Below are 25374 nucleotides of genomic sequence, written 5' to 3'. Positions count from 1 at the left end.
TCACGACTTAGTTATTGACTGGCATACTGTTAGCTTCACCAAACAAGACGTGTATTACGGTGCTGCGGTTTAAAACGCCAACAATCTTGTTTTCTGCATCAATGACAGCCACCGGCTTTTGCTCAGTTAACACCGACTCGGCTACGGTTTCGACAATGGCATCTTCAGATACAGTGATGTCACTCATCTCAGCAGAGGCGTCATATTTCCCCATGATGGTTTGGCAAGAGAGTACGCGTTCGCGTGGCACTCCGCGGGTGAACTTGGCGACGTACTCCGTGGCCGGGTTGAGTACGATGTTTGCTGGGGTATCAATCTGTTCGATGACACCGTCTTTCATAATGGCAATGCGATCGGCAAGGCGCAGTGCTTCATCAAAGTCGTGGGTCACGAACAAGATGGTTTTATTTAAGCTACTTTGTAAACGTAAGAACTCGTCTTGCATCTCCCTGCGAATCAAAGGGTCCAGGGCTGAGAATGGCTCATCAAGGAACCAGATATCAGGTTCCACTGCCAATGAGCGAGCGATGCCAACACGTTGTTGTTGGCCGCCAGAGAGTTGTCGCGGGAAGTCATTTTCGCAACCTGTGAGCTCCACCAGATTTACCATGTCCATCGCACGGTCCATGCTGTCGTTGGTGCTCATGCCTTTCGCTTGCAGTGGTAAGGCAATGTTTTCCAGCACTGTCTTGTGAGGCAGCAGGGCAAAACTCTGGAACACCATGCCCATTTTGTTACGACGGATGTTGATGAGTTCTTTTGCGTTCATGGCAAGCAGATCTTCGCCATCAATAAAGATATCGCCAGCAGTGGTGTCGATCAGGCGTGAAATACAGCGCAAAAGGGTCGATTTTCCAGAGCCTGACAGGCCCATGACAACGAGCATTTCTCCTTTGTGCACTTCAAAAGAGGCATTGTTAACACCAATAACACACCCTGCTTCAAGTAATGATGCTGTATCTACTTTTCCGCCTGACTGTTTCAACATTTTTACAGCGTTGTCGCCAAAAATTTTATAGACAGACTCGCACTTGATCACCGGCTGAGCTGGTATTGACATAATTAAATCCCGATAAAAAAAGAAGCGCTAAAGGCAGCATCAAGGTTTCTTGATGCCTGACCTGAATGCAGCGCATTCAGGTCAGGGGGGTTGGCTTACAGCCAGGCTTTCCAGGTTGCTTCGTTGTCAGCAAGCCATTTAGCAGCGGCTGCTTCGTGGCTCATGCCATCGATGTCAACCAATGCAGCCATGTTGCCGATATCGCTTTTAGTAAAGGAGATGTTGTTGTAGATTTTGTAAGCTGTTGGCCATTTTGCAGGCATTTGATAGTAAGCGGCCTTCTTCAGCCAACCTGCTGGTGGAGAACCACACTTGCCATCACCGCCATCTGTCTTCTTGCAGCCATCACTATACTCGGGGAATTCAACGAAGCTGCCACCGTCACCGGCATCGGTGAAGTTAGGTGACCAGTTAAAGACGACGACTGCACGGTTGTCTTTAGCCGCTGACTCCAGTTCAGCCCAAAGTGCACCAGAAGACCCGGCAAACTTAGCTGTAAAGTTCATATCAAGTGCTTCGATGCGGTCCAGGGTTTCTTGGCCATGCCAGTCCATCGGGCCGTCCAGATAGCGACCTTTGCCGCCACTGCCTGCTGTTGCAAACAGATCAGAACATTCGTTTAGTGCTTCCCAGGAAGGTAGGCCAGGACATAGATCGCCTACATACGCAGGGTACCACCACTCTTCTTGAGTAGCAGAAGCGTGCTTGCCCACATCAATGATGCCGCCAGCGTCTAACGCGTTGTTGAACGACTTACCAAACGTTGACTGCCATACTTCGTGACCGATAGTGACGTCACCGTTACGAATTGATTCGTAAACCGCTTGGCTATCAGCAGGTACGTAAGAAACATTGTCGCCAATGCTTTCAAAAATCCCGCCAATAACGTACGCCATGGTGATTTGGCTGGTCCAGTTATGGGTAGGAATTACAATAGGCTCTTTCGAGTCTGCCTGGGCTACATTAGCACCAAGTACGAGTGAGCTAACTGCAGCAGCAGTAGCGAGTTTGTTGAAAAATTTCATGTATATCTCCAGATAGTATTGTTATCAGTCGTTAATCATTTCTTTCTTTGATAACAGACACTGCCCTGCCCCACAGGGGCAGGGCAGTGTCTGGCGTTTAGATCTTGGTTACAACGAATGTGCTGGCGCATATTGCTCTTGGCCACGCGTCCCATAATGTAGTCGCGCAGCACGGCACGCGGGGGGTAGGACGGAATAGAGCGACCGAAATGCTCCTCGAAGCTGTAATCCGCGAACTCCAGGCACTCCTTGGGGCCGTTTGACCATAGATAACGATACATGCTGCCGTGGACGGGCTCGCCGTAGGCATCCAGGCCTGTGCGCCACGTGTAGTTCCACATGCCGCCCCAGTCGCTCTGCTTTTCGTAGCATACGATCTCGGGAATATCAGCACCGGCGTCGCGGGCTGCTTCAAAGGCGCGTAATTGGGCCAAGCCGCTCGGGCCGGCGCCTAGAATGGCAACTCTAAAAGTCATAGAGACTCCTGATTTCAGGCGTTGCACCGTGCGCCAAGCCAGCTTTGTTCCGACGACGGATTAAACGCGAAATAGAGCGCAGCTCGTACCGGTAACGGTCGAACCATCAAGCTCTGCAGTGATGTGCGCCAAGGCTGGATCTACTGATGGCACAATGTGATGAAGGCTGCATCTGTGGGTAAAACAGAAGGCCGAGGGTGGTCAGGCCACCGATAAAACGCGAGATCTCGAGAAAACGCTGGAGGGAAGCGCTCGAACTGGTCAAGCAGGAAAAAACTTGGTAACTCGTATGCCAGGAGAAGCATACTAACACATCTCAGGTGTCAGCGTTTTTTTGCGACACCCGGGCAACGAAATCAACCACTTACCAGTCTGAAAAGCTATTCTTCGTCGCTGAATGCCGACCGGTGGAACTCCGCGGCCTCTTCTGCTTCCTTGACGCCCGTTTCCCAGAGTTCTGGCACGTCGCCACCAGCCAGCACCTCAAGTACTGCATGGACTCCGTGGGAGAGTGAGGTAAGGTTGTAACCGCCCTCCAGAACGAACGCGAGCCTGCCTTCGCAGTGCTTGTCAGCAATGTCCTGGATGATCCTGGTCAGCACCTTGAAGCCGTCGTAGCTAAGGTTCAGCGCCATGTCGTTGCGGTGGGGGTCAAATCCTGCCGAGACCAGCACCAGGTCCGGTTCAAAACGCTCGGCGGCCGGTATCAGTATGTCCCGGAAGACTTTCTCGAAGGCAATGTCGCCGGCGGTTTCAGGGAGGGGAACGTTGATGGTGTAGCCTTCACCAAGGCCATCACCTACCTCTTCAAGGTGGCCCGACCCGGGATAAAACGGCGCGGCGCAATGGGTGTCAAAGAACAGCACATCCGGGTCTGCCCAGAAAATATCCTGGGTGCCGTTGCCGTGGTGCGCGTCCCAGTCAATGATCAGGATACGTTCACAACCCAGCTTTGCCTGGGCATGGGCGGCCGCCACGGCGACGTTGTTCAGTAGACAAAAGCCCCGCGCCCGCACGGGTTCGGCGTGATGACCCGGAGGGCGCACGAGGGCAAACGCGCTTTGTGCCTCACCCTTTAAAACGCATTCCACGGCGGCAATGGCATTGCCGGCTGCCGCGGTGGCGGCTTTGATACTGTCGGGGGAAACCGCCGTGGTGTCTTTATCGAGCCAGGCGCGTTTGCCATCCAGCGAAAAGAGATGGTCCAGATAGGAGGTAATATGCACCCGCGCCAGCTGATCGTAGGTGGCAGCAGGCGCTCCGGACTGGAATTGGACACCCGGTATCGGGTTCTTCTCCAGATGCGCCTTTATCTCCGACAACCGGCCCGGATGTTCGGGATAGCTCCATTTGAAATCCAGTTCCTGGAGAATAATCCTGACGCGTTTTTCAACCCGACTGGGCATGAAAGGCAGGTCTACCTCGGGATTGTGTCCCAGCATTACCTCATCATAAAACACTTTTACACTGCGATCGCCGATCATGAGACTCTCCCCTTCTTGAGCTGTTTCGGTTGCCTCTTGGTACTGAGGTTGCGCAACGGCTTCCCGTAAAACAAAATCTACTCTACTGGCTTTTTTCTGGCCATAGAAACTCCGTTGACCTAACTCACCAATTCAAAACTCTCAGGCCCGGAACGCGGATTATTCATCCGTGATGCTAACGCGAGATTTAGATGAAAGTCCAAGCCAATATTCTCGTAATCTTATTTCCCTGCTTCATTTCTATTTCCCGTATATCGATCGCACCAAGCTTACGAATCAATTTTTTTGCTGGCTTTACATTTTCAATTTTCGAAACCAGACTTGTAAACCAGCGACATTGTGTTGAGTACACTTGGCTTTCTTTTATTAATTTTTTGAGAAACATTCGTTCGCCACCCTTACACCAAAGCTCTGTTTCCAGACCACCAAAGTTTAGTGTGGGAGACGTGGGTTTTGAATTTTTTATGGCGTCATTTTTATTTAAGCGCATAGTTCTTTTCTCACCGCGATTACGGGCAAGATTATTGAGTTTACGCTGATTGCCTTTCAGTGCTTCATCTTGCGAAGCATGGAATGGTGGATTGCATACGCTGACATCAAAGAATTCTCCCGCTTTAATAATCCCGTCAAAAATATGATTTTTATCATGTTGCGTGCGCAGTTCGAAGCAGTCTTTTAGCGTGGGGTTGTTAGCGATAATCGAGGCTACGTTCTCAAGCGACTGAGTATTAATATCACTACCAACACAATGCCAACCATATATTTGGCAGGCCAAAAGCGGATATATTCCATTTGCACCAGTTCCTATATCGAGCATGGTGATTTTGGTCTGCGCATTAGCCAGATTCGCAGTAGACTCGTCAAACCCAAGCAAATCCGCTATGTAATGGATGTAGTCGACTCTGCCTGGAATGGGTGGACAAAGAGCATCCTCCGGAATATCCCAATTGATAATATCGTAGTATCGTTTTAATAACGCCACATTTAGGGCTTTTACTGACAATCGGTCTGAGAATTCTATGGACAGGTTGTCGTGAGCATTTTTTTTCACATATGGGGCTAGTGGAGGGTAACTTTTTATGAGAGATGAAAAGTCATAGCCTTGATTGTGTATATTCCTCGGGTGCAGGCCTTTGCTATTTGGCCTGGATTGGTCCTTTTTAGTTCGATGGCGTGTGCTCACAGTAATATTTCCGAGGTTTATAATTTAAAAGAGGCATGGGTATTGTGTTAGCCCATTATTATAAACTTAATATATGAATTCGGTATACATAACAAGCGCATTAAAGACAACCTGGACTTCACCCAGTGTAGTCGACACTGGAGGTCTCCTCCCCGTTTAGCGGACGCGCCGTCACTTTCGGCGCTGAGGCTGAAGAAAAATCCCGAAATTGCCGCTTGGGCTTGCTAGAATTGAGCAAGCAGGCAAGGAGTGGTCTGGCAGGAAAACCCTTGCACTACGAGGGGCCAAAAACCGGCCAGAACGGCTTACCTCGGGCTCACTTCTCAGGGCGATTACGAGAACCTGACGGTTAGAGTCCGGAATCCGGGCAATAAGCTGTTCAGGAAATGACGGAACTTGAGAATGGTGGTTTCATCCGGCAGGCTAGCCAGCTTCAAACCGGCAAAGTGGCTATATGGTGACAGTGGGCAGAATGAGCTAAGCTCCCGTTAATGGAAAAATTTGAGACTTGGGGAGAAAGGGAAAATGCGGAGTTATGTGGAACGCACTTTTCGGCAATATCGCAAAACGCAGCCTAATCACTATTATATTTTCATTCAATCCCGAACTCGTTAAAAGATTGAAACCTAATGTTAAAAACAAATCCCCAAGCTACAAAATTTCATATTAAACATGAAACACACAGAAAAACACTATTAAAATTTGTTGCTCTTGCACTAATTCTTGTAGCCTATTTTTTATTTATGAGCTGGAAGTATGATGCATCTACAGGCTTTACAGTTACATTGCTGACTTGGAGTTTTTTTGTATTGTGCACCCCGGTTGCAGATGGTGGTTTTATTTTAGCCTTCCCCATTCGATTGCTGTTCGGGATCAAGATGTCAATAACACAAATAGTGCTGTGGCTTGTTGCTTTAGGGATTAATATATTCATGTTGGTCTCAAAACCCGTCGCATATGATTTTACATTTTTAACTAAGCTATTAAAGCATATTTTGACTGTCCCTTACCCTTACTGGAGTATTTTAATCTTAAGCGCTGTGGGAACTCTTCTATCAATCTATTTTGGTGATGAAATGATGGATGTGACCTCGCACAAAGATCGGTCGATACATCATCGCCATAAATTGAAATACCGATCGGTTCTTGTTGCGGGGCTAGGTGTTTTAACCGTAGTTTCTTATTATTATTTATTAAACAGTTTAAATATTGAATTACCAAAATAATACTGTTACATAAAAATGCAAATTTAAATATAACTGGTTTTCCACCGCTTTGCTTCAGTAATCCAGATGGCTAATTGCAACGGTTAGAGAAAAAGGTCAGAAATCAATTAATATTGCTTAGGGAACCATAAACGATGCTATCTATCGAAACATAATGTAAATGACTATTATCTCATCACAGCTGACTTATGCGGTTCGCATGCCTGTATTAGCAAAATACCTGGGGTTGCTTGCTTTTATGCTGGCTTTACTGACCCTTGCGCCTCTGGGTGCCGCAGTAATTTTTCAGGATTACCAGATTGCTATACGTTACCTCGGTGTTATTGCTGTACTACTGATTTTCTGGGGTGTATCACGATCCATTGCAGAACCCAGGCAGATACAGACGAATGAGGCGCTGACCATCGTTGCGCTGGCCTTTGTGTTTTCCCCGTTACTGATGACGTTTCCGTTTATGGGAAGCGGTTTAACTTTTTATAATGCCTTATTTGAGGCGATCTCTGCTGTCACCACGACAGGTCTGTCGGTGACTACAGATCTCGCAAGCAAGCCGCAAAGCTTCTTATTCGCGCGGTCATGGATGCAGTGGTATGGCGGCCTGGGGATCGTGGTGCTTTCTGTTGCAATGATGATGGGGCATCAGGTTTCCAGCCGCAGCCTGAGTGAGCCTTTGGGTGCTGAAACGCTGGCGACAACTACGCGTACCCATGCACGTCAGACACTGATTATCTACTGTTCGCTGACCGTAACAGGCATTGTTATGGTCTGGTTGATCTCCGGTAATGGCATGATGGCCGTAAACCATGTATTAGCCGCAGTATCAACTGGTGGATTTTCCTCGTTTGATAACAGCCTTGCGGACATTGATAGCTGGTATAGTCGATTCGGTATTATCAGTTTAAGCCTGTGTGGCGCCCTGCCCTTGCCGCTGTATATCATTATCTTTTCAAAAAACTGGCGCACTGGTATTCGCGATTCGGAATTACTGGCACTTGTTATAGCAATATTCGTGTTGAGCATTCTGTTATTTATCTCTTTGCATTTTAATTCAGGCATGGGTCTGGAAGCCGCAGCTGGACATTCGTTATTCCTGGGCATTTCTGCACAGACCACGGCTGGCTTTACCACACTGGATATCGATTCGATAGACAATGGCGCCAAGCTAAGCATGATCGTATCAATGTTAATTGGTGGCAGTGTGGGCTCGACGGCTGGTGGCATCAAGTTATTACGTTTCCTGATTCTGCTGCGCATGATTCAGGTTGTGGTGAAACGTACGACAATGCCGTTACAGGCGGTGCAATATCCAAGGCTGGGTGACAAAAAGCTGGAAGAAACGGAAGTGCAGCGGGTGCTTATCCTTATCCTGCTATTTATTGGTATTATTGTTATCTCCTGGTTTGCTTTTTTGATGTATGGCTATGCGCCTATGAATGCACTGTTTGAGGTGGTTTCTGCAAGCGCCACGGTTGGCTTGAGTACCGGTATAACCTCTGTAGACATGCCAGTCCCACTGAAACTGGTTTTATGTTTGGACATGCTATTTGGACGACTCGAAATTATCGCACTACTCGTAGTGCTATATCCTCCAAACTGGATAGGTAAACGTAAGGGATTATAATGAAAGCAATATTTATTGGTGCAAGTAACACCGCTATAATGACAGCAGAATTTTTGTTAAAGCGTAATCATGAAGTGATTATCATCGAGATTGATAAAGAAAAAATCGATATGATCAGCAATGAATTAGACTGTGGCTTTCTGCATGGTGATGGTAGTAAACCTTCACTGTTGCGTGAGACTAACCCGGAAGAAACGGATGTGCTTTTCTGCCTTACCGGCCATGACCAAACAAACATCATTGCTAGCCTTGTCGGGCGTTCATTAGGGTTTAAAAAAGTTGTTACCAAGATTGAAGACCCGAGTTTTGAGCACATCTGCGTAGAACTGGCACTGACAGCCACTATTATTCCATCACGCACTATAGGTCGCCATCTGGCTGACATGTTTGAAGGCCGTGACTCGTTTGAGATTTCTACCATGTTTCGTTACGGTGCATCCACCTTCTCGTTTGTTGCACAAGAAAAGCATGTAGGCACAATACAGGATTTAGCGTTATCCGGAGACAGCCGTGTAATATGCATCTATAGAAAAGAAAAACTGATTCTTCCAGAAGAAAACGAACGGATTGAGCTGAATGATGAGGTGATTATTATTACTCACCAGAATAATCTTGAAACCTTAAATGCGCAGCTAGATTTGGCCGTCAATGATAAACCGGATGATTCTAAAAAATAGATCATACGAGGTGCTCGAATTCATACTGAGCACAGGACCCGACTAAAAGTGGTGAGCTTCTTGGCTAGAATATTAGCTTATAAAACAAGGGAAATATGAACCCATTACTTACGCATGCCCTAGCGGTTTTTATGGCCTTTTTTGCAATCATGAACCCTATTGCAAACACAGCGGTATTTTATGGCTTGACGGGCGACAGGGAAAATATTGAACAGAGAAAAATTGCTACAAAGTCTCTAACCATCACATTTTTTATTATTTTAGTATTTGCAGTCTTTGGGAAATATATTTTCCATTTATTTGGAATAACTCTTCCCGCATTAAGGATCACTGGAGGTATTCTGGTATTCCTTATCGGATACCGCATGCTTCATGGTGAAAGCTCAAAATTACACACAGCCAAAGAGCGATCCGATACGGACATAACGGTATCGCCTCTTGCTGTTCCTCTGCTTGCGGGGCCAGGAACCATAGCAACGGCTATGAACTACTCGGCAGCAGGAGGGTGGATGGAAATTTTAATTACACTTTCTACATTTTCGGCGCTATGTTTTATTACCTTCTTTTGTTTTATTTATAGTTCAAAAATACTATCCATAGTAGGTAAAAGCGGGGTTGGAATTGTTACGCGATTAATGGGATTCATTCTGGCGGTTATAGGTGTTCAAATGTTGGTAGAGGGACTGAATGTAGCAATAAAGATCTCGCCAATCGGAAGCTAAAAACTGCATCAACGGGCCCAGCTTATATTCCATGTTTATTCGCTACGCGAAATATAGAATTGCGAGCTAATAAATTTATAATAAAACTTTACGAGCAACGCATCATGAAGAATATATTGATAAAAATATTCCAACCAATACTCCATATTTTTGAATCCGGTGAAGGGGAATATCGTTATGAGAAATCACACCGTAAGATACTGCTTACTGTTGGTGCGTTGTTTTTAGTCCTATCAATTGTCTCTGTTGTTTTGACTATTATTTCATCAAATATGGGCGGACTTATTCCTTTTCTGATATTTTTTTTGGTTGGGCTTGTATGCGAGGTGGTTGGATTATTAGGAAACAACCGCGCGGTCGCGAAAATATGGGGCAGTAAATAGACTATTTCAGTCGGAGAAGATACTGCTTCATAATTTGCTTAAGCTAACGTTTAAAGAAGCATGATTGCACTACAAGGAACGTCGAATGAAGCATACCGAAAGGCATAGAACTCAAAGAATTGGATGGCTTCGCGCGGCTGTTCTCGGAGCCAATGATGGCATTGTCTCCACTGCCAGTCTTGTCTTGGGCGTGGCTGCAGCGGGTGCTGACGCACAAGGCATCTTGGTTGCCGGCGTCGCTGGTCTGGTCGCTGGATCTATGTCGATGGCTGCCGGCGAGTATATTTCGGTCAGTTCACAGGCCGATACCGAGCGCGCCGATCTGGCACGAGAGAGTAGAGAATTGATCGCCAGTCCCGAGGGCGAACAACAGGAACTCACGGCAATTTACATCGAGCGCGGGCTGGATCCGGCACTCGCCTCAGATGTGGCTACCCAGTTGATGAAGCATGATGCACTGGGAGCACATGCACGTGATGAGCTGGGCATCTCCGTTTCCTTGGCAGCTCGACCCGTTCAGGCGGCGCTTGCTTCTGCCAGCTCGTTTACGGTGGGTGCTGCTCTTCCGCTTCTGATCGTCGTTTTGTTTCCATTTGCCTCACTCATGTGGGCCGTCTCAGGCAGTTCGCTACTATTTCTTGCACTGCTGGGCTTGCTGTCCGCCAAAGCCGGAGGTGCCCCGGTAATTGCCGCCACCTCACGCGTGACCTTTTGGGGCGCATTGGCAATGGCAATGACGGCAGGAGTGGGGGCGCTCTTCGGGGTTTCAGCTTGACGCCCCTATGTCGACGGCCAAATTCAGAAACTAGCGGGTAGCACTCACCGTATGGCCAGCCGATGCGGTTGCAACGGTATCGGCCAGCATCTCAGCAGTGATTGCCGACAGGGTCCAGCCCAGGTGACCATGACCCGTGTTATAGAACACAGTGGGAAGGTTGCCCGGCCCTACTCGCGGCATCATATTGGGCAGCATGGGGCGCAGTCCCGCCCAGGGCACAACCCGCCGGGTACAGACCCCCGGGAAGCATTGCTCTACCCAGCGGGTGAGCGGGCGAATCCGGTCATCCCGGATATTGCGATTGTACCCGTTGAATTCCGCCGTACCCGCCACCCGGAAACGAGTATCACCCAGCCGGCTGGTCACCAGCTTGGTGGCATCGTCCAGCAGGCTGACGGTCGGCGCCGAGTTTTGCGAGACCTCATCGTCCAGCTCAACGGTAATGGAATAGCCCTTGACCGGATAAATGTTGACGCGGTCTCCCAGTTTCGCCGCCAGCTCCCGGCTACCAACACCCGCACAAATCACCACGCCATCGTAGGTTTCACGGGTTTGCTGTTCGCCGTCAAATGAGGTTACCCAAGCATTGGATTGATCCGCACTCAGTTCGGTCACCGTGTGTCCGTAGCAGGTCTTGACCCCGAGACGCAGAATCGCCTCCGCCAGGCCGTTGGTGAACTTGTGGATATCACCGGTTGAGTCGCTTTCGGTGAAAAACCCACCGTAATAGGTGCCGGCCAAGGTGGGTTCGATTGCACGCATTTCCTCTGGAGAGACAGCGTGGCGCTCCAGGCCTCCAGCGGCCAGCAGTTTCGAGACGTTCGCAGCGTGGTCGAAACCGGTTTTGTCCCGATAGATATGCAGGATGCCCTGCTTCTTGAGGTCGAAATCGATACCTTCTTCTCGCGCCCACTCAAAAAGGAAGTCACGGGCGGCAATCGCCAATCGCGCGGTTTCGGTGGTGTTTTTTTCGTACTGGGGCATCGCGGCAACAAACTCGGCAAACCAGCTCAACTTATGCCAGGAGGGCTTGGGGTTGACCAGCAACGGGGCGTCATTGCGAAACATCCACTTAATGCCCTTGGCTACGGTCTGCCAGTTATTCCAGACCTCGGCATTGGAAGCCGACAGTTGACCACCGTTGGCGAAGGAGGTTTCCATCGCCGCATAACGGTGCTTCTCGTAAACGGTGACATCCAGGCCACGCTTGGCCAGCGTGTAAGCGGTCGTGATACCGGTAATACCACCCCCAATAACTGCAATTCGCTTCATGGCAATCTCCAAAGAGCGTCCAGGGTTACCCTTCTACACAGAGCGGTAGAAAGCACCCCTTCCGTCACGGAACCTGAGAGATTCACGCGCCGTTTCAACGAAAACGGCCGTTTGCTCCTTCGGTGTGCCGACTAACGCAGTCGTCGACAGCTCTTCGGAAAGTCGTCATGTTAACGGTCCTTTTGCCTGAGAGTTTCCGGGGCAGTTGCTCCTTCGGCGCCGATCACACAGTTGTGCGATACGATCTCTCCCGCTAACACGTCGGATTTGCAATAAATCCTATCCTGCTTCGCAACATAACAAATAATTCAGCAATACAACATCTCCACCATCATTGGAGCCTGCTCTGGATTTGGATTTTTTGTTGTTCTATAGCCACAAAGGGTGACTATGCTTAAAGTACCTTATTTGAGAACACTGAATTGAGCATACCGCACCGAGGAAAAGATTCATGAGCCAGAATGCCGGCAACACAAGCAAGGTAGATAAGCTACTGGCTGAGCAGCGTGACTATATCGCGAAGCGCGAAGGCGGTTATCGCGAGCGCGCGCTGAAGCTGTACCCGTGGGTGTGCGGGCGCTGTGCCCGTGAGTTTACCCGCATAAATTTGCGGGAACTGACGGTGCATCATGTCGATCACGACCACGACAATAATCCTGCCGATGGCAGTAACTGGGAATTATTGTGCGTGTACTGTCACGACGAAGAGCACAGTAAGTTTGAAGATTTCGTGCGCTATGGTGGTAGTTCTGAAAAAAGGCGGGAAGCGGCTACGCACAATCCATTTGCCGGTCTCAAGGACGCGCTTGAGAAGAACAATTGACCGAAATGGCATATCCCACTGGCTGCGGATGGCGCCGTCCCTGCCGGAGTCATCTTTTCGACTCGCCTGCAGGCTTGGCATCAACCTCGGGTTTAGCGTCGGGGCTCGCCTTACCTTTTTTGACTGGATCAAAAACCCGGTACGCGAACAGCGTGGCGACAATCTGCGTGCCGAGTACAGCGCCCCAGAGGATACCTGCGGGGCGGATGGTCCAGAACGGGCCGCGAGTGCGGGTCAGGAAGATGGTCAGGTGGCCGGCCACCGACAACTTCAGATACATCATGGTCTGGATGTGAGCGCGATCGATATGGAACACATGCTCGCCGAGATAGAACAGGCCGAACGCTGCGATCACGCCGATCACGCCGAGCGCGCTGGATACGCCTAGCACCAGGCGCATGTTCCAAGCCTCGGGCGCGTTCTTGTACCGCACTCTGTCATAGGCGATCGATAGAATTGCACCGTCGTTGAGCAGCGCCAGCATCACTATCATCACTGCAGTCAGGGGATAGAAATTAAATACCAGGTGACCCATTTGCCATCGCGCTTGACCCGGGCCTTGAGCGCGTCGATGGCGTTGCCGGCCTGGCGCTCTTCCCAGAAGCCGACCATCCCATTGGCCACCAGCAACAGCAAGATGATGAAAAAGTCCGCCCAGTGCCGGAGCACCCCCGACAGAACCATCGCCTCCTCGATCATCCAAGGGATCGGGCCCCAGAAATAACTCAGGAATTTGCGCCAGGTGCTGGTCTTTTTCTCGGTGATCTCGTTGGGGCCATACCGGTCCAGTCGCTTGGCCGCCTCGGCCTGGGTCAGGCCGTCCGGCTAGGCCTGAAGTTTTTCCTGCAGGTCCGGCAGCGGCAGGGTTTTCAGATCATCTTTGGTATCGGATGCTGCGGCCGGTTTTGTCGTATCCGATGCGGCTGCATCCGTTTTGGCGTTCATGTCTTGCCCCTCCATTGCCAGTCGCGAATTTCAGGGAGATCTTGCCCATTTTTGTCGATGTAGATTTTATGCTCTATCAACTTTTCCTTGAGTCTGCGCTTCAGCGCGAGACCTTTGTCGCCGGTTTGCGGCAGCCGATCAATCGTGTCCATCACCAGGTGGAAACGATCCATTTCGTTCAGCACGGTCATATCAAAAGGCGTGGTGATCGAGCCCTCCTCCTTGTAACCGCGCACATGGATATTCTCGTGATTGGTCCGGCGATAAGTCAGGCGGTGGATCAGCCATGGGTAAGCATGAAATGCGAAGATCACCGGTTTGTTCGTCGTGAAAAGCTCATCGAAATCCTGACCATTCATCCCGTGCGGGTGTTCGGTCTGCGGCTGCAGTCGCATCAGATCGACGACATTAACCACGCGAATTTTCAGCTCAGGAAAGTTTTCACGCAGGATCGACACCGCGGCGAGCGTTTCCAGCGTGGGGACATCCCCGCAGCAGGCCATTACCACGTCGGGGGCTTGATCACCATCGTTGCTGGCCCATTCCCATATGCCAATGCCGGCTGCGCAATGTTGGGCGGCGGCATCCATGTCTAGCCACTGCGGTGCCGGATGCTTACCCGCAATCACGACGTTGACGTAATGCCGGCTGCGCAGACAATGATCCATCACTGACAGCAGGCAATTCGCGTCGGGGGGCAGATACACACGGACAATCTCGGCCTTTTTATTGACGACGTGATCGATAAAACCCGGATCTTGATGGGTAAAGCCGTTGTGGTCCTGACGCCAGACGTGCGATGCCAGCAGATAATTGAGCGACGCGATTTTACGCCGCCACGGCAAATGCGACGTGACCTTCAACCATTTCGCGTGCTGATTGAACATCGAGTCGATAATATGGATAAAGGCCTCATAGCAGTTAAAAAGACCATGACGCCCAGTGAGCAGATAACCTTCGAGCCACCCTTCGCATTGATGTTCGCTCAGCATTTCCATCACGCGGCCAGTCGGCGCCAGGTGTTCATCGTTGGGCTCGGTCGCCGCATCCCATTGCCGATCAGTTGTTTCGAACAGCGCCACGAGGCCGTTGGAAATGGTTTCATCGGGACCGAACACACGAAAATTCCGCTGTTCCTGATTGATCTTGGCGATATCGCGCAGGAACGGCCCCAACACGTGCGTATCGCCGATACCGCTCGCGCCTGGTGTCGGCACATCGCAGGCGTATTCGCGAAAATCCGGCATGTGCAGATCGCGCAGCAGCAAGCCACCATTGGCATGCGGATTTGCGCCCATGCGGCGCTCACCCTCGGGCGCCAGTTTCGCTAACTCCGGTAACAGGCGACCCCGCTCATCAAAGAGTTCTTGTGGGCGGTAGCTGCGTAGCCAGTCGTTCAGCAACTCCAGATGCCCCGGTTGCGCCGCGGGATCGGAAATCGGAACCTGATGCGCGCGGAAAGTGCCTTCAATCTGGAAGCCGTCAACAAATTTTGGGCCCGTCCAACCCTTGGGCGATTTCAGCACAATCATCGGCCAGCGCGGGCGTGCGAAGCCGCCCGCATCGTCGTCATTCATGACGCGAGCGTTTTGCTGAATCTGCTGGATCTGCTGCACCGCCGTGTCGAGCGCCGTCGCCATCGCCTCATGCATGAGTGCGGGCTCATGACCCTCGACAAAAATCGGTGTCCAGCCGTACCCGCGCAGCAACTGCTCCAGCTCTTCGTGGGTAATGCGCGCGAGAACGGTCGGGTTGGCAATTTTGTAGCCGTTGAGATGCAGTATCGGAAGCACCGCGCCATCAGTCACCGGATTGAGGAATTTATTGGAATGCCATGCCGTGGCCAACGGTCCGGTTTCCGCTTCACCGTCGCCTACTACACAGGCGACGATCAACTCCGGATTGTCGAACACCGCGCCAAAGGAGTGACTAAGCGAGTAACCGAGTTCACCGCCTTCGTGAATCGAACCTGGACACTCCGGCGAAGCGTGGCTCGGGATCCCCCCCGGAAATGAAAACTGCAAAAAAAGTTTTTGTAATCCGGCGTCATCCTGGCTGATATCCGGGTAAATCTCGCTGTAGGTGCCTTCAAGATAGGTATTAGCGACGACAGCCGGCCCGCCGTGGCCGGGGCCGGACACGTAAATCATATCGAGATCGTACTGTTTGATAACCCGATTCAAATGCGCGTAAATGAAGTTTTGTCCGGGCGTCGTTCCCCAGTGGCCGAGCAGCATGTGTTTCACATCGGTGAGCGCAAGGGGCCGCCTCAACAGCGGGTTATCGCAGAGATAAATCTGGCCGACCGACAGGTAGTTTGCGGCACGCCAATACCGGTCTATGCTCTCGAGGAGCTCCGGTGTCAGAACGTCCGGTTGTTTTTTCGTCATGCCAATCTCCGCTATAACCGCCGTTGAACATTGTTGACCAGTCTTCGGGCCCGCGCCACCACCTGTTCGACCGCCAGGCGTATGGCCGCTGTTGGCGTTCGGCACCATATTCACCGCCAGAAACCGCAGCGTATTAATGCGTTCCAGTTCAAGTGAACGGGACATAAAGCCACCTTCGGCCTGAATCAAGCAAATCGGAAAACAGCCCTGTACAAACCAAACTTTGTGCCCTCGTCACCACCGCGTCCGTCTGCTAGCGCACAGACCCAAGGCTGCGGCGGACGCATCGTGGTTTTCGAGTCATAATCTGGAGCGCGTCATGCAACTTGGAATGGTCGGTCTGGGCCGGATGGGGGCGAGCATGGTGCGGCGCCTGATGAATCATGGGAACACGTGCATCGTTCACGACACGCAACCCGAGGCCATGATACCGTTATGCAAGCTCGGGGCGGTAGGCGCCGCTTCGATCGAGGATCTGGTAACAAAGATGGAACCGCCGCGCGCGATCTGGCTGATGGTCCCGGCGGCGGCCGTCGATGCGGCACTTGATGCGCTTGCCATACATCTGGAACCTGGCGATATCGTGATCGACGGCGGCAATTCCTATTACCGCGACGATATCGGCCGGGCCAAAAAAATGGCGCTTGCCGGCACGCATTATGTCGATGTCGGTACCAGCGGAGGCGTCGCTGGTGAAACTCGCGGCTATTGTCTTATGATCGGTGGCGAGGATCAGATTGTCGCCCATCTGGAGCCCCTATTCTCTGCCCTCGCGCCCGGCGTCGGCGTAATAGCTCGTACCCGTGGACGCAATGGCGTGCCCAGCTCAGCTGAGCAAGGCTTTTTGCACTGCGGCGCGACCGGTGCTGGCCATTTCGTCAAAATGGTGCACAACGGAATCGAATACGGGATTATGGCGGCCTATGCCGAAGGTCTGGAGATTCTGGCTCATGCCAATATCGGCAGCCGCCCACCAACAAGCGACGCCGAGACCACGCCTCTGCGCAACCCCGAATTCTACCAATACCAACTGGACCTGCCCGAGATCGCCGAAGTCTGGCGTCGCGGCAGCGTCATCGGCTCCTGGCTGCTCGACCTGACCGCCGATGCTTTGCTGGAAGACCCCAAGCTGTCCGCATACGACGGCCGCGTGTCGGACTCTGGTGAAGGCCGCTGGACCATCCAGGCAGCGATCGATGAGGCGGTGCCGGCGCATGTGCTTACCACCGCGTTGTACGAACGTTTTGCCTCGCGCGGCGAAGCGGGCTTTGCCAATCGTCTGCTATCAGCCATGCGTCACGAGTTCGGAGGGCATGTGGAAAAGCCGCCAGAGGCGTCCGAATGAGTGCGGCTACACTATCGCCACCGACCGAAGATGTTTCAAACTCGGACGCACTGGTGGTTTTCGGCTTCAGCGGCGACCTGGCCAGCAAAAAGATCTTACCGGCGCTTTATGCCATGGTCAGAAAAGGCGTGCTGAACGTACCAGTGATCGGTGTGGCCTCTTCGCCCTGGAGCACCGAGGAATGGCATCGTCACGTGCGGGCCAGTCTGGAGCATGACAGGGCCATCGACGACGAAGCGGCATTCGATCGGCTGCTATCCCTGCTCGACTATGTCGCCGGCAACTATGCCGATGAGTCCACCTTCCAGGCGCTGAAACGCGCCCTGGGCACCGCCCAACGCCCGGCGCACTATCTGGCGATTCCACCCGCGCTGTTTGCCACGGTGATCCGCAGCCTCGGTGCTGCCGGACTGGCCAAGAATGCCCGCGTTATCGTCGAAAAACCCTTCGGACGAGATCTGACTTCGGCGCGCGAACTCAACGCGATTGCATCATCGGTGTTCCCCGAGGATGCAATCTTTCGCATCGACCATTACCTTGGCAAGGATGCGATCATGAACATCCTGTACTTCCGCTTCGCCAATGCGTTCCTGGAGCCAATATGGAACCGCAACCACGTGGCAAGTGTAGAGGTAACGCTTGCCGAGGAGTTCGGTGTGGGTAACCGCGGCGGCTTCTATGAAAGCGCCGGCTGCCTGCGCGACGTGGTGGCGAATCACCTGTTCCAGATCGTGGCCCTGCTGGCGATGGAGCCGCCCGCCTTCCAGGGTTTCGGGGCGGTACATAATGCCAAGGCCAGCGTGTTTCGCGCCATGCAGCCGCTGACCTCCGACGCGTTGGTGCGCGGGCAATATGATGGCTATCGCCAGGAAAAGAATGTTGCACCGGATTCGGATGTCGAGACCTTCTGCGCCCTGCGCCTTTTCATCGATTCCTGGCGCTGGAGTGGCGTGCCTTGGTACCTTCGTGCCGGTAAGCGACTGCAGACGACCGCCGTCGAAGTCCGGGTCCAACTGCATGCCCCGCCGCAACAGCTGTTCGACGATTCCGGGCCGGAGGAGTGCAATGCCAACTATCTGCGCTTCAAGCTACAACCCGGGTCCGCAATAGCCCTGGCCGCCCGGTTCAAACAGCCGGGCAAGGCATTCCGCGGCGACCTTCGCGAACTCTATTTCCAACCAGAAGAAGACCACGAGGAAACCACCTACGAGCGGTTGCTGGGCGATGCCATGGCCGGCGATGGCGCGCTGTTCACGAGCCAGGACGCAGTCGAAGCGGCCTGGGCGGCAGTCGACCCGGTACTCAGCAATCACGCCCGCGTCTTGCCCTACGCGCCGGGAAGCTGGGGGCCGGTGGCCGCGGACGCGCTGATTGCCGGTGATGGCGCCTGGCACAACCCGGAATCAGAGGACACCCGCCATGACTGCTGACTGGGTCTTCCTGCTCGATGTCGATAACACCCTGCTCGACAACGATCGCATCATTGCCGAGCTGGGTTACGCCGATGATCTCGGTGCCTTGCAACGCTATCGAGCTAATATCGAAGGCGGCAGCCTCCAGACGCAGCGCCTGGCGGTCCATTTGCCCCCATCTATGGTTTGAGGAATACCCCCATGGCCACACTGATCAGCCCGCTCGCCGGCAAACCCGCCCCACAAGACCTGCTTGTCGACGTGCCCAAGCTCGTGAGCGCCTATTACTCAGGCATACCAGATCCGTCGGTACCTGCGCAGCGCGTCGTCTTCGGTACCTCGGGGCACCGCGGCACATCGCTCGCGCTGTCTTTCAACGAATGGCATGTGCTGGCCATCACGCAGGCGATCTGTACCTACCGCAAACGTCAGGGCATCGACGGACCACTGTTTCTCGGCATCGACACCCACGCGCTGTCGGAACCCGCGCGCGCCAGCGCCATTGAGGTGCTGGCCGGCAATGAAGTCGAGACCCTGCTGGCCACCGGCGACGAATACACGCCGACGCCGGCAGTCTCCCACGCCATCCTGACCTACAACCGCGGCCGCACCTCAGGGCTGGCAGACGGCATCGTGGTGACGCCCTCCCACAATCCGCCTGATAACGGTGGCTTCAAATACAACCCGCCGAACGGCGGCCCGGCTGACAAGCACATCACCGACACCATTGAGAAGATGGCCAATGCCCTGCTCGAAAAGGATGTGGCAGGGGTCAGGCGGATGCCGTATGACCGCGCCCTGCAGGCGGCAACGATGCATCGCCACGATTTCCTGACCACCTATATTGCCGATCTTGGCCAGGTTATCGACATGGATGCGATCCGCGCGGCCCACGTTCGCATGGGCGTTGACCCACTCGGCGGCGCCGGCGTGCATTATTGGGCACGCATTGCCGACCATTTCCGACTTGACCTGACCGTGGTCAGCGACGTGATCGATCCGACGTTTGGCTTCATGACCGTGGACTGGGACGGCAAGATCCGCATGGATCCGTCGTCACCCTATGCGATGCAGCGATTACTCGAACTCAAGGACCGCTACGACATCGCCTTCGGTTGCGACACCGACCACGACCGGCACGGGATCATCACCCCCCAAGCCGGTTTGCTACCGCCCAACCACTATCTGGCAGTCGCCATCGATTACCTCTTTAGCCACCGACCGGAATGGAGCAAACGGGCTGCGGTGGGAAAGACCGTGGTCAGCACCGGCCTGATCGACCGGGTGAGCGCGCGGTTGGGCCGCAAGCTGGTCGAAGTGCCGGTTGGCTTCAAATGGTTTTCCGCCGGGCTGTTCGACGGCTCGCTCGGCTTCGGCGGTGAGGAAAGCGCCGGTGCGGCCTTCCTGCGGCGCGACGGCACGGTCTGGACCACCGACAAGGATGGCATAGCCCCTGCCCTGCTAGCGGCAGAGATCACCGCGCGCTGCGGCCAGGATCCCGGCGCCTTGTACAACACGCTCACCAGGGAACTGGGTTGCCCGGTGGCTGATCGGGTGGAAGCCAAGGCAACCCCGCCGCAGAAACAAGCCCTTGCAGCACTCACGCCGCAAGGTATTACCGCGCGCGAACTCGCCGGTGAACCGATCACCGGCATCATCGATAAGGCCCCCGGCAACGACGCGCCGATCGGCGGCATCAAGGTGATGACCGCTAACGGCTGGTTTGCCGCCCGACCCTCGGGGACCGAAGACATCTACAAGATCTACGCCGAGAGCTTCAACGACGATGCCCATCTGCAACGCATCCTGAAGGAAGCGCAGGCGATCGTCGACAAAGCGATTGCTGCGCGATGACTGCGTGGAACATTGCCATTTGCGCCGGAGATCGCATAACTCCCCAACCCAGGCTGAACCTACTAAAACGCATTGCAGACAGAAGCCTCGAGCTGATGTAACAGCCTGTCCGTCTCCGTCTTCACCACGGCATAGCACTCGCAGCACAACTGCTCCAGCCTCGGTCGATCCAGCACGTTGATGTGTCCACGGTGATAAGAGATCACGCCGAGCTTCTGCAATTTGCCGGCGGCTTCTGTCACACCTTCCCGGCGCACCCCCAGCATATTGGCGATAAGTTCCTGCGTCATGGTTAACTGGCTATCTGGCAAACGGTCCAGGGATAGCAATAGCCAGCGACACAGCTGTTGGTCGATCGAATGATGTCGATTGCATACTGCGGTCTGCGCCATTTGCGCAATCAGTGATTGCGTATAACGAAGCATCCACGCCATGAACTCTTCATGGCGACCAAACTCTTCCTGTAGCACCTTCGCCGGCAATCGATAGGCGACGCCCGCACTTTGGACCAAGGCCCGATGAGGGGCGCTGTCCCCGCCCATAAATAGAGCGATACCGACAACCCCGTCGTTACCGACAACGGCGATTTCGGCAGAGGCTCCATCTAACATCACATAAAGCAGTGAAATAATGGAATCCGTCGGAAAATAGACATGCTGTAAAGCAATGCCCGGCTCATAGATCACTTGTCCCAATGGCAGAGAAACCATCTGCAAATGCGGGAGGAGCCGGTTCCGGCTGGCGACAGGCAAGGCAGCAAACAAACGGTTCTGTTGCGGAGAAATAATCTTCGGCATTTTTAGTCATGATCCGTACGTGTGCGACATTCTATAACGCAGGTCAATAATCTGCACAAGCTTACCGAACACTTTACGTTACCGTACCGTGCTATGCCTACCGTTACGTCCAATCTTACTCCAATCCGCCGATAACAAGGGCGGCAGATAGCAGATGTGTTTTAATAATAACTTTTCAAGGAGAATAGCATCGGATGAATGCACTATCGCATATCTTTAAACTGACCAGTTTTTCAGCACTTACAGGCTGGATTATTCTAGCTGTGCTACCTTCGTGGAAACTTGGCCAGAGCATCATTGTCGGAATCGTCGTAGCACTATTGTGCTTTGCATACATTTACCTGGTTTTCTTCGGCAAAAAACATGATGAGCCCGGGCAAAAAATCAGAGGGAACTTTTTCTCATTAAAAGGAATCATCAACCTGTTCAAATCACCGCGCGTGGTACTTGCGGGATGGGTTCATTATCTGGCCTTTGACTTGATGATCGGTGTATACATTGTCACAAATGCTTCGCAATATGGAATATCTCACTGGCTTCTGCTTCCCTGCTTGTTTATGACGCTCATGTTTGGCCCTGCGGGTTTATTGTTGTACTTCGTACTCCGATTTTCTATTACACATGAATATTTTGTGCCATACACCTCCTGACTTTTCACTCACAAGGTGTATGGCGCGACTGTCTAGTTTTGAATCTCACTCTCATCCTCAATAATGAGCATAACTTCTTCTGCATCCAGAACCTGGGCTTCGTAGGTCAGTCCTTGAGCTTCGATGACTCGCACGAAAGCCTTCAGATGACTTTTTGAGCCGTCGAGCAGGTTCGAGTAGGCCAGAATGATGGCGCGCTCATCGGTCTGGCTGATAGCAGCCAGAATGTCACGCATATCTTTTTCTTCAATAATGCCGCCAACATAAAGGGCATCGATAAACGAGGTTTTTCCTTTTTCTATCAGCTCATTGTAAAGCGCCTGAAGCTCCTGATTGGTAAATACGCCAATGGTGTCGTTTACCACCGGATCCTCAACTCCGAACTTATCCAGGAGATAATCAACGCTGGCGGTATGTGACTCTTCTGATAAAGCTATTCTGGCGAAAACCTGAGTCTGCTCGCCCCACTGCTGATCCAAGGTCAGATAAACATCTCTGGCCAGTTTTTCTTCTTCACGCATAAACTGCAGATCGCTGGTTTCGATAGACGTCAACTCGGTTGACTGCGTCTGGTTCAGGTTCTCACCACCGCCTCCGCCATCAAGCTTCGGACCGCCGGCCGCCATGGCTGTGCCACCCATGAATATGGATGTAACAATGGCCGTGCTCATCAACTTTTTAATATTCATACTCACTTCCTCTTTACTGATAGCCTTTAGTCTATTTACCTGAAATTATGACCTAAAAACATAAATAGGGCTCATTAATAAATTTCAAACCTTGTGTAATTTTGACGAGATAATTCTCGTCAATTATTATTTATAATAGTTGACTCACATCAATTTTTTCTAAATAAATCCATGTTTTTAATACAAAAATTTAAGCAGTTATAATCAGTTTTTGGTCTATGATTACAAGCAGGTCATACAAGGAGGCCACAATGAAGAACTTTCCCGCACACTATGAAGAGCTGAATACCTGGATGGGCAAGCTTGGGGCTGCCATTCCGGATGTTATGCAAGGCTTTGGCGCGTTACATAAAGCGAGCCTCGCAGACGGCGCACTGGATGGTAAAACGAAGGAGCTGATCGCACTGGGTATCGCCATCACTGTTCGCTGTGACGGCTGTATCTCTTTTCACGTACATGATGCCTTGACGGCAGGTGCCAGCAAAGAAGAAATCGCAGAAACCGTGTCAGTGGCGATTCTCATGGGCGGCGGGCCGTCGGTGGTTTACGGCATTGAGGCGATGCAAGCCACAGAACAACTTATGGAGCATTTGAACCAAAACGGCTCATGACTTGCTGTTGGTAGGGCGGGTTTTAAACATCACCCCGCCAAAACCTGAGTATGTGCCCTTTAAAAGGCTTTTCCAGATAGTCTGTATGCTCCGGCTTTTCTTGTGAACTGCTATACCCGTGGGTTTCCATCCGCCGGCTGAATTTATTTTTCCGGCCCCTTCCCGGGTCAACCAGAATAACTTCACAGGCCGAGTTGGAGTGTTTGTGGATGAAGTCGGCCAACAGGTTTATATGCTCGTCTTCGTATAACAGGTCGCTGCCAATGATGATGTCAAACAAGCCGAGATCACTGGTTGCATCCGCCCAGTCAATTCGTTGGTAACCGATGGCCTTCCCCTGGTTGAGCTGTGTGTTTCGCTCCAGAAAAACACCCACTTCCGGATGATAGTCGGTCGCCGTGATATCGTCGTTTCGTTGGTTCAGCAGCAGGCTGGACAGTGCCATTCCACAGCCAATTTCCAGAATTCTCTTTCCCGCAGTCTCATGGGTCGCAATATAATGGGCAAGCACCAGGCTTGAGGGCCAGATAATGCCAAATAGCGGCCAGGTCGCGGATGAAATGCCCAGTTTGAGGGCAATGTCGTTTGGATCATCGAATTGCTGATTGTCACGCAGAGTGCAAACGTGAATGTCCACGTTTCCGAACTCAATGGTTTGATACCGAAGACGCAGGGCTGATTTCATTGAGAGTCACACTGAAGGAGTTAGGCTCGCCAACCTGTGAAAAGATACGGCAGAAACTACTTCTTCAGAATATACCCATGTTGTGCATTAAAAAAGATTTTATCGCTTCGCCAGATCTTCAAGAAAAACCTGAATCCGCTCGGCGTTGGTACCGAGATCGCTCTTCCCTACCCTTGAAGCGGAGCGCATATCGACCCGCACGCCGGTCTCTGTCTCAGTCATGCGGATTGCCACGTCGTCTTTGAAACCGAACCAGCGGGTGGTAGCAGTGGCTTCAATGGTGTTGGCGGTGGTTCCGGCAATTTCCCACCCCCGCGCCTGAATGGTCGCTTTTGCGGCGGCCATGGCGCTGGCCATTGGCATGTCGATAATAATCGGCTTTAGTTTCGGGTAGGCGGCCTGTTGCTGACGTGCTGTTTCCGCCCCCGGATAATCCACTTCATTGGGTGCTTCCTCACGAGCGGCGGCTAGCGCTGTGAAGGCGGGTGGGTTTTCCATATCCGTTGTGATGTCGTGGATAGGCGGCACACTCTGGGCACGCTGCTTCATCTGCATGGGTATGGCGATCATAGCCACCACAGTTACGCTCACCAACGCACCCACAAGTGCCGGGCGCCACCGACGGAGTATGCCGGCAACAACCAGTGTTATCAGGCCCAGCACTGCGGCACCCGACGCCAGTTGAGCGCCTTGGCGCAGCCATGTGAAAGAGGTGCCTAATTGAATCAGCTCAGCCCTGTAGGCAGGCCCGGCGCCGGCCATGAGTATGCCTGCAACTATCAGCAGGATTACACCAAGCCAGGCAGTAATCAGCGGCCATTTTCCGCCACGGCGGGGCGAGTTTGTTTTTGACAGCATTCCGGTTCCTTTTTTCAGCTGGGAATCGCCAATTTATACTGCAGCAGTTACGAGTCACCACCTTAGCCCGATCACAATGGTTTTGGTATGCTGGAGAGACGCGATAGGTTGAGACTTCACAGGAGCAACATTATGGCCGGAGGCTGGGCTCGTGATGGGGCCGTTCAGGATCAGATTGATGCGAGCGTGGAAGATGCCGTTGCCGAGGCCCGTAGCCGGCTGTGCACGGGTGAAAGCGCGGAATTTTGCGAGGAGTGTGACTGCCCTATTCCGGAGGCGCGGCGCCAAGCCATTCCCGGCGTCCGCCTGTGCGTGAACTGCCAGGCGGCACTGGAAAAGCAGCAAACGGCTTCAGGTAGCATCAACCGCCGGGGCAGCAAAGATAGCCAGCTGAGATAGCCGGGTACC

The 25374-nt window shown here is 52.5% G+C and carries 26 protein-coding genes, 1 pseudogene and 1 riboswitch; of the genes and pseudogenes, 14 read left to right on the top strand and 13 right to left on the bottom strand.

The window, feature by feature from the left end; all coding sequences use genetic code 11:
* Positions 1-7: 7 nt before the first annotated feature.
* From BUA49_RS12245 to rlmF, 5 genes and pseudogenes are all read right to left on the bottom strand, one after another.
* On the bottom strand, positions 8-1060 hold the full coding sequence (locus tag BUA49_RS12245) for a quaternary amine ABC transporter ATP-binding protein (RefSeq protein ID WP_072798112.1): 1053 nt from the start codon (positions 1058-1060) through the stop codon (positions 8-10).
* Positions 1061-1155: 95 nt separating this feature from the next.
* Entirely contained in the window at positions 1156-2085 is a 930-nt protein-coding gene (locus BUA49_RS12240) for an ABC transporter substrate-binding protein (protein ID WP_072798111.1), read from the bottom strand.
* Between the two features lie 107 nt (positions 2086-2192).
* A pseudogene (locus BUA49_RS12235) lies at positions 2193-2561 on the bottom strand (NAD(P)/FAD-dependent oxidoreductase); the annotation flags it as partial.
* A 380-nt stretch (positions 2562-2941) separates the two neighbouring features.
* Positions 2942-4045 carry a histone deacetylase family protein gene (locus BUA49_RS12230; RefSeq protein WP_072798109.1) on the bottom strand — a complete coding sequence of 368 codons (1104 nt, stop codon included), beginning with the start codon at positions 4043-4045 and terminating at the stop codon, positions 2942-2944.
* A gap of 187 nt (positions 4046-4232) precedes the next feature.
* Positions 4233-5228 (bottom strand): 23S rRNA (adenine(1618)-N(6))-methyltransferase RlmF, encoded by a 996-nt coding sequence (gene rlmF, locus BUA49_RS12225; RefSeq protein ID WP_072798107.1) that lies wholly within the window; start codon positions 5226-5228, stop codon positions 4233-4235.
* A gap of 629 nt (positions 5229-5857) precedes the next feature.
* Between rlmF and BUA49_RS12220 the strand changes: the two genes are divergently transcribed.
* The 6 genes from BUA49_RS12220 (at position 5858) to BUA49_RS12195 (ending at position 10632) form a co-directional block, all read left to right on the top strand.
* Positions 5858-6454 carry a hypothetical protein gene (locus tag BUA49_RS12220; protein WP_072798106.1) on the top strand — a complete coding sequence of 199 codons (597 nt, stop codon included), beginning with the start codon at positions 5858-5860 and terminating at the stop codon, positions 6452-6454.
* A gap of 160 nt (positions 6455-6614) precedes the next feature.
* Positions 6615-8075 (top strand): TrkH family potassium uptake protein, encoded by a 1461-nt coding sequence (locus BUA49_RS12215; RefSeq protein ID WP_217650423.1) that lies wholly within the window; start codon positions 6615-6617, stop codon positions 8073-8075.
* Positions 8075-8752: a potassium channel family protein gene (locus BUA49_RS12210; protein ID WP_072798104.1), complete on the top strand. Its 678-nt coding sequence runs from the start codon at positions 8075-8077 to the stop codon at positions 8750-8752. Before BUA49_RS12215 ends, BUA49_RS12210 begins: the two co-directional genes overlap by 1 nt.
* 95 nt (positions 8753-8847) lie before the next feature.
* Complete coding sequence (locus tag BUA49_RS12205) at positions 8848-9474, top strand: MarC family protein (protein WP_072798102.1); 627 nt, start codon at positions 8848-8850, stop codon at positions 9472-9474.
* Positions 9475-9578: 104 nt separating this feature from the next.
* The gene (locus tag BUA49_RS12200) at positions 9579-9857 is read left to right on the top strand and encodes a hypothetical protein (RefSeq protein ID WP_072798100.1); all 279 of its coding nucleotides are present in this window, start codon (positions 9579-9581) and stop codon (positions 9855-9857) included.
* 85 nt (positions 9858-9942) lie between these two features.
* Positions 9943-10632 (top strand): VIT1/CCC1 transporter family protein, encoded by a 690-nt coding sequence (locus tag BUA49_RS12195; protein ID WP_072798098.1) that lies wholly within the window; start codon positions 9943-9945, stop codon positions 10630-10632.
* Between the two features lie 30 nt (positions 10633-10662).
* Here BUA49_RS12195 and BUA49_RS12190 read toward each other — a convergent pair whose 3' ends face one another.
* Entirely contained in the window at positions 10663-11907 is a 1245-nt protein-coding gene (locus BUA49_RS12190; RefSeq protein WP_072798096.1) for a D-amino acid dehydrogenase, read from the bottom strand.
* A gap of 164 nt (positions 11908-12071) precedes the next feature.
* Positions 12072-12170, bottom strand: a riboswitch (glycine riboswitch).
* 188 nt (positions 12171-12358) lie between these two features.
* Here BUA49_RS12190 and BUA49_RS12185 point away from each other — a divergent pair.
* A complete protein-coding gene (locus BUA49_RS12185; protein ID WP_072798094.1) occupies positions 12359-12730 on the top strand; it encodes a YajD family HNH nuclease in 372 nt (123 codons plus the stop codon).
* A 49-nt stretch (positions 12731-12779) separates the two neighbouring features.
* On the opposite strand, the gene BUA49_RS12180 is transcribed toward BUA49_RS12185, so the two are convergent.
* The 3 genes from BUA49_RS12180 to BUA49_RS12170 form a co-directional block, all read right to left on the bottom strand.
* Positions 12780-13265 carry a hypothetical protein gene (locus BUA49_RS12180; protein ID WP_228704481.1) on the bottom strand — a complete coding sequence of 162 codons (486 nt, stop codon included), beginning with the start codon at positions 13263-13265 and terminating at the stop codon, positions 12780-12782.
* The gene (locus BUA49_RS17540; protein WP_217650426.1) at positions 13232-13546 is read right to left on the bottom strand and encodes a cation-transporting P-type ATPase; all 315 of its coding nucleotides are present in this window, start codon (positions 13544-13546) and stop codon (positions 13232-13234) included. The genes BUA49_RS12180 and BUA49_RS17540 overlap by 34 nt, the downstream gene beginning before the upstream one ends.
* Positions 13547-13671: 125 nt before the next feature.
* Positions 13672-16230: a phosphoketolase family protein gene (locus BUA49_RS12170; protein ID WP_267283714.1), complete on the bottom strand. Its 2559-nt coding sequence runs from the start codon at positions 16228-16230 to the stop codon at positions 13672-13674.
* A 154-nt stretch (positions 16231-16384) separates the two neighbouring features.
* Here BUA49_RS12170 and gnd point away from each other — a divergent pair, with 154 nt between their 5' ends.
* The 4 genes from gnd to pgm are packed head-to-tail and all read left to right on the top strand — an operon-like array spanning position 16385 to position 20676.
* Positions 16385-17410 (top strand): phosphogluconate dehydrogenase (NAD(+)-dependent, decarboxylating), encoded by a 1026-nt coding sequence (gene gnd, locus BUA49_RS12165; RefSeq protein ID WP_072798092.1) that lies wholly within the window; start codon positions 16385-16387, stop codon positions 17408-17410.
* Positions 17407-18840: a glucose-6-phosphate dehydrogenase gene (gene zwf, locus BUA49_RS12160; RefSeq protein ID WP_072798090.1), complete on the top strand. Its 1434-nt coding sequence runs from the start codon at positions 17407-17409 to the stop codon at positions 18838-18840. The genes gnd and zwf overlap by 4 nt, the downstream gene beginning before the upstream one ends.
* Entirely contained in the window at positions 18830-19012 is a 183-nt protein-coding gene (locus BUA49_RS18055) for a hypothetical protein (RefSeq protein ID WP_072798088.1), read from the top strand. Before zwf ends, BUA49_RS18055 begins: the two co-directional genes overlap by 11 nt.
* Before the next feature lie 11 nt (positions 19013-19023).
* Complete coding sequence (gene pgm / locus BUA49_RS12150) at positions 19024-20676, top strand: phosphoglucomutase (alpha-D-glucose-1,6-bisphosphate-dependent) (protein ID WP_072798086.1); 1653 nt, start codon at positions 19024-19026, stop codon at positions 20674-20676.
* Positions 20677-20738: 62 nt separating this feature from the next.
* On the opposite strand, the gene BUA49_RS12145 is transcribed toward pgm, so the two are convergent.
* Positions 20739-21473, bottom strand: coding sequence for a Crp/Fnr family transcriptional regulator (locus tag BUA49_RS12145; protein WP_072798084.1), 735 nt, complete (start codon positions 21471-21473; stop codon positions 20739-20741).
* A gap of 194 nt (positions 21474-21667) precedes the next feature.
* Between BUA49_RS12145 and BUA49_RS12140 the strand changes: the two genes are divergently transcribed.
* Positions 21668-22123 (top strand): ABA4-like family protein, encoded by a 456-nt coding sequence (locus BUA49_RS12140; RefSeq protein ID WP_072798082.1) that lies wholly within the window; start codon positions 21668-21670, stop codon positions 22121-22123.
* 32 nt (positions 22124-22155) lie between these two features.
* Here BUA49_RS12140 and BUA49_RS12135 read toward each other — a convergent pair whose 3' ends face one another.
* Positions 22156-22812 carry a DUF2202 domain-containing protein gene (locus BUA49_RS12135; protein ID WP_072798080.1) on the bottom strand — a complete coding sequence of 219 codons (657 nt, stop codon included), beginning with the start codon at positions 22810-22812 and terminating at the stop codon, positions 22156-22158.
* 251 nt (positions 22813-23063) lie between these two features.
* Here BUA49_RS12135 and BUA49_RS12130 point away from each other — a divergent pair, with 251 nt between their 5' ends.
* Positions 23064-23423 (top strand): carboxymuconolactone decarboxylase family protein, encoded by a 360-nt coding sequence (locus BUA49_RS12130; protein ID WP_072798079.1) that lies wholly within the window; start codon positions 23064-23066, stop codon positions 23421-23423.
* A 22-nt stretch (positions 23424-23445) separates the two neighbouring features.
* Here BUA49_RS12130 and BUA49_RS12125 read toward each other — a convergent pair whose 3' ends face one another.
* Complete coding sequence (locus tag BUA49_RS12125; protein ID WP_072798077.1) at positions 23446-24108, bottom strand: class I SAM-dependent methyltransferase; 663 nt, start codon at positions 24106-24108, stop codon at positions 23446-23448.
* A 99-nt stretch (positions 24109-24207) separates the two neighbouring features.
* Positions 24208-24966: a DUF1499 domain-containing protein gene (locus BUA49_RS12120; protein ID WP_072798075.1), complete on the bottom strand. Its 759-nt coding sequence runs from the start codon at positions 24964-24966 to the stop codon at positions 24208-24210.
* A 132-nt stretch (positions 24967-25098) separates the two neighbouring features.
* Here BUA49_RS12120 and BUA49_RS12115 point away from each other — a divergent pair, with 132 nt between their 5' ends.
* Complete coding sequence (locus BUA49_RS12115) at positions 25099-25365, top strand: DksA/TraR family C4-type zinc finger protein (protein WP_072798074.1); 267 nt, start codon at positions 25099-25101, stop codon at positions 25363-25365.
* Positions 25366-25374 lie beyond the last annotated feature (9 nt).

The sequence above is a fragment of the Marinobacter antarcticus genome (assembly GCF_900142385.1).
GTDB lineage: Bacteria > Pseudomonadota > Gammaproteobacteria > Pseudomonadales > Oleiphilaceae > Marinobacter > Marinobacter antarcticus.
This window is presented reverse-complemented; position numbering and strand designations above follow the sequence as displayed.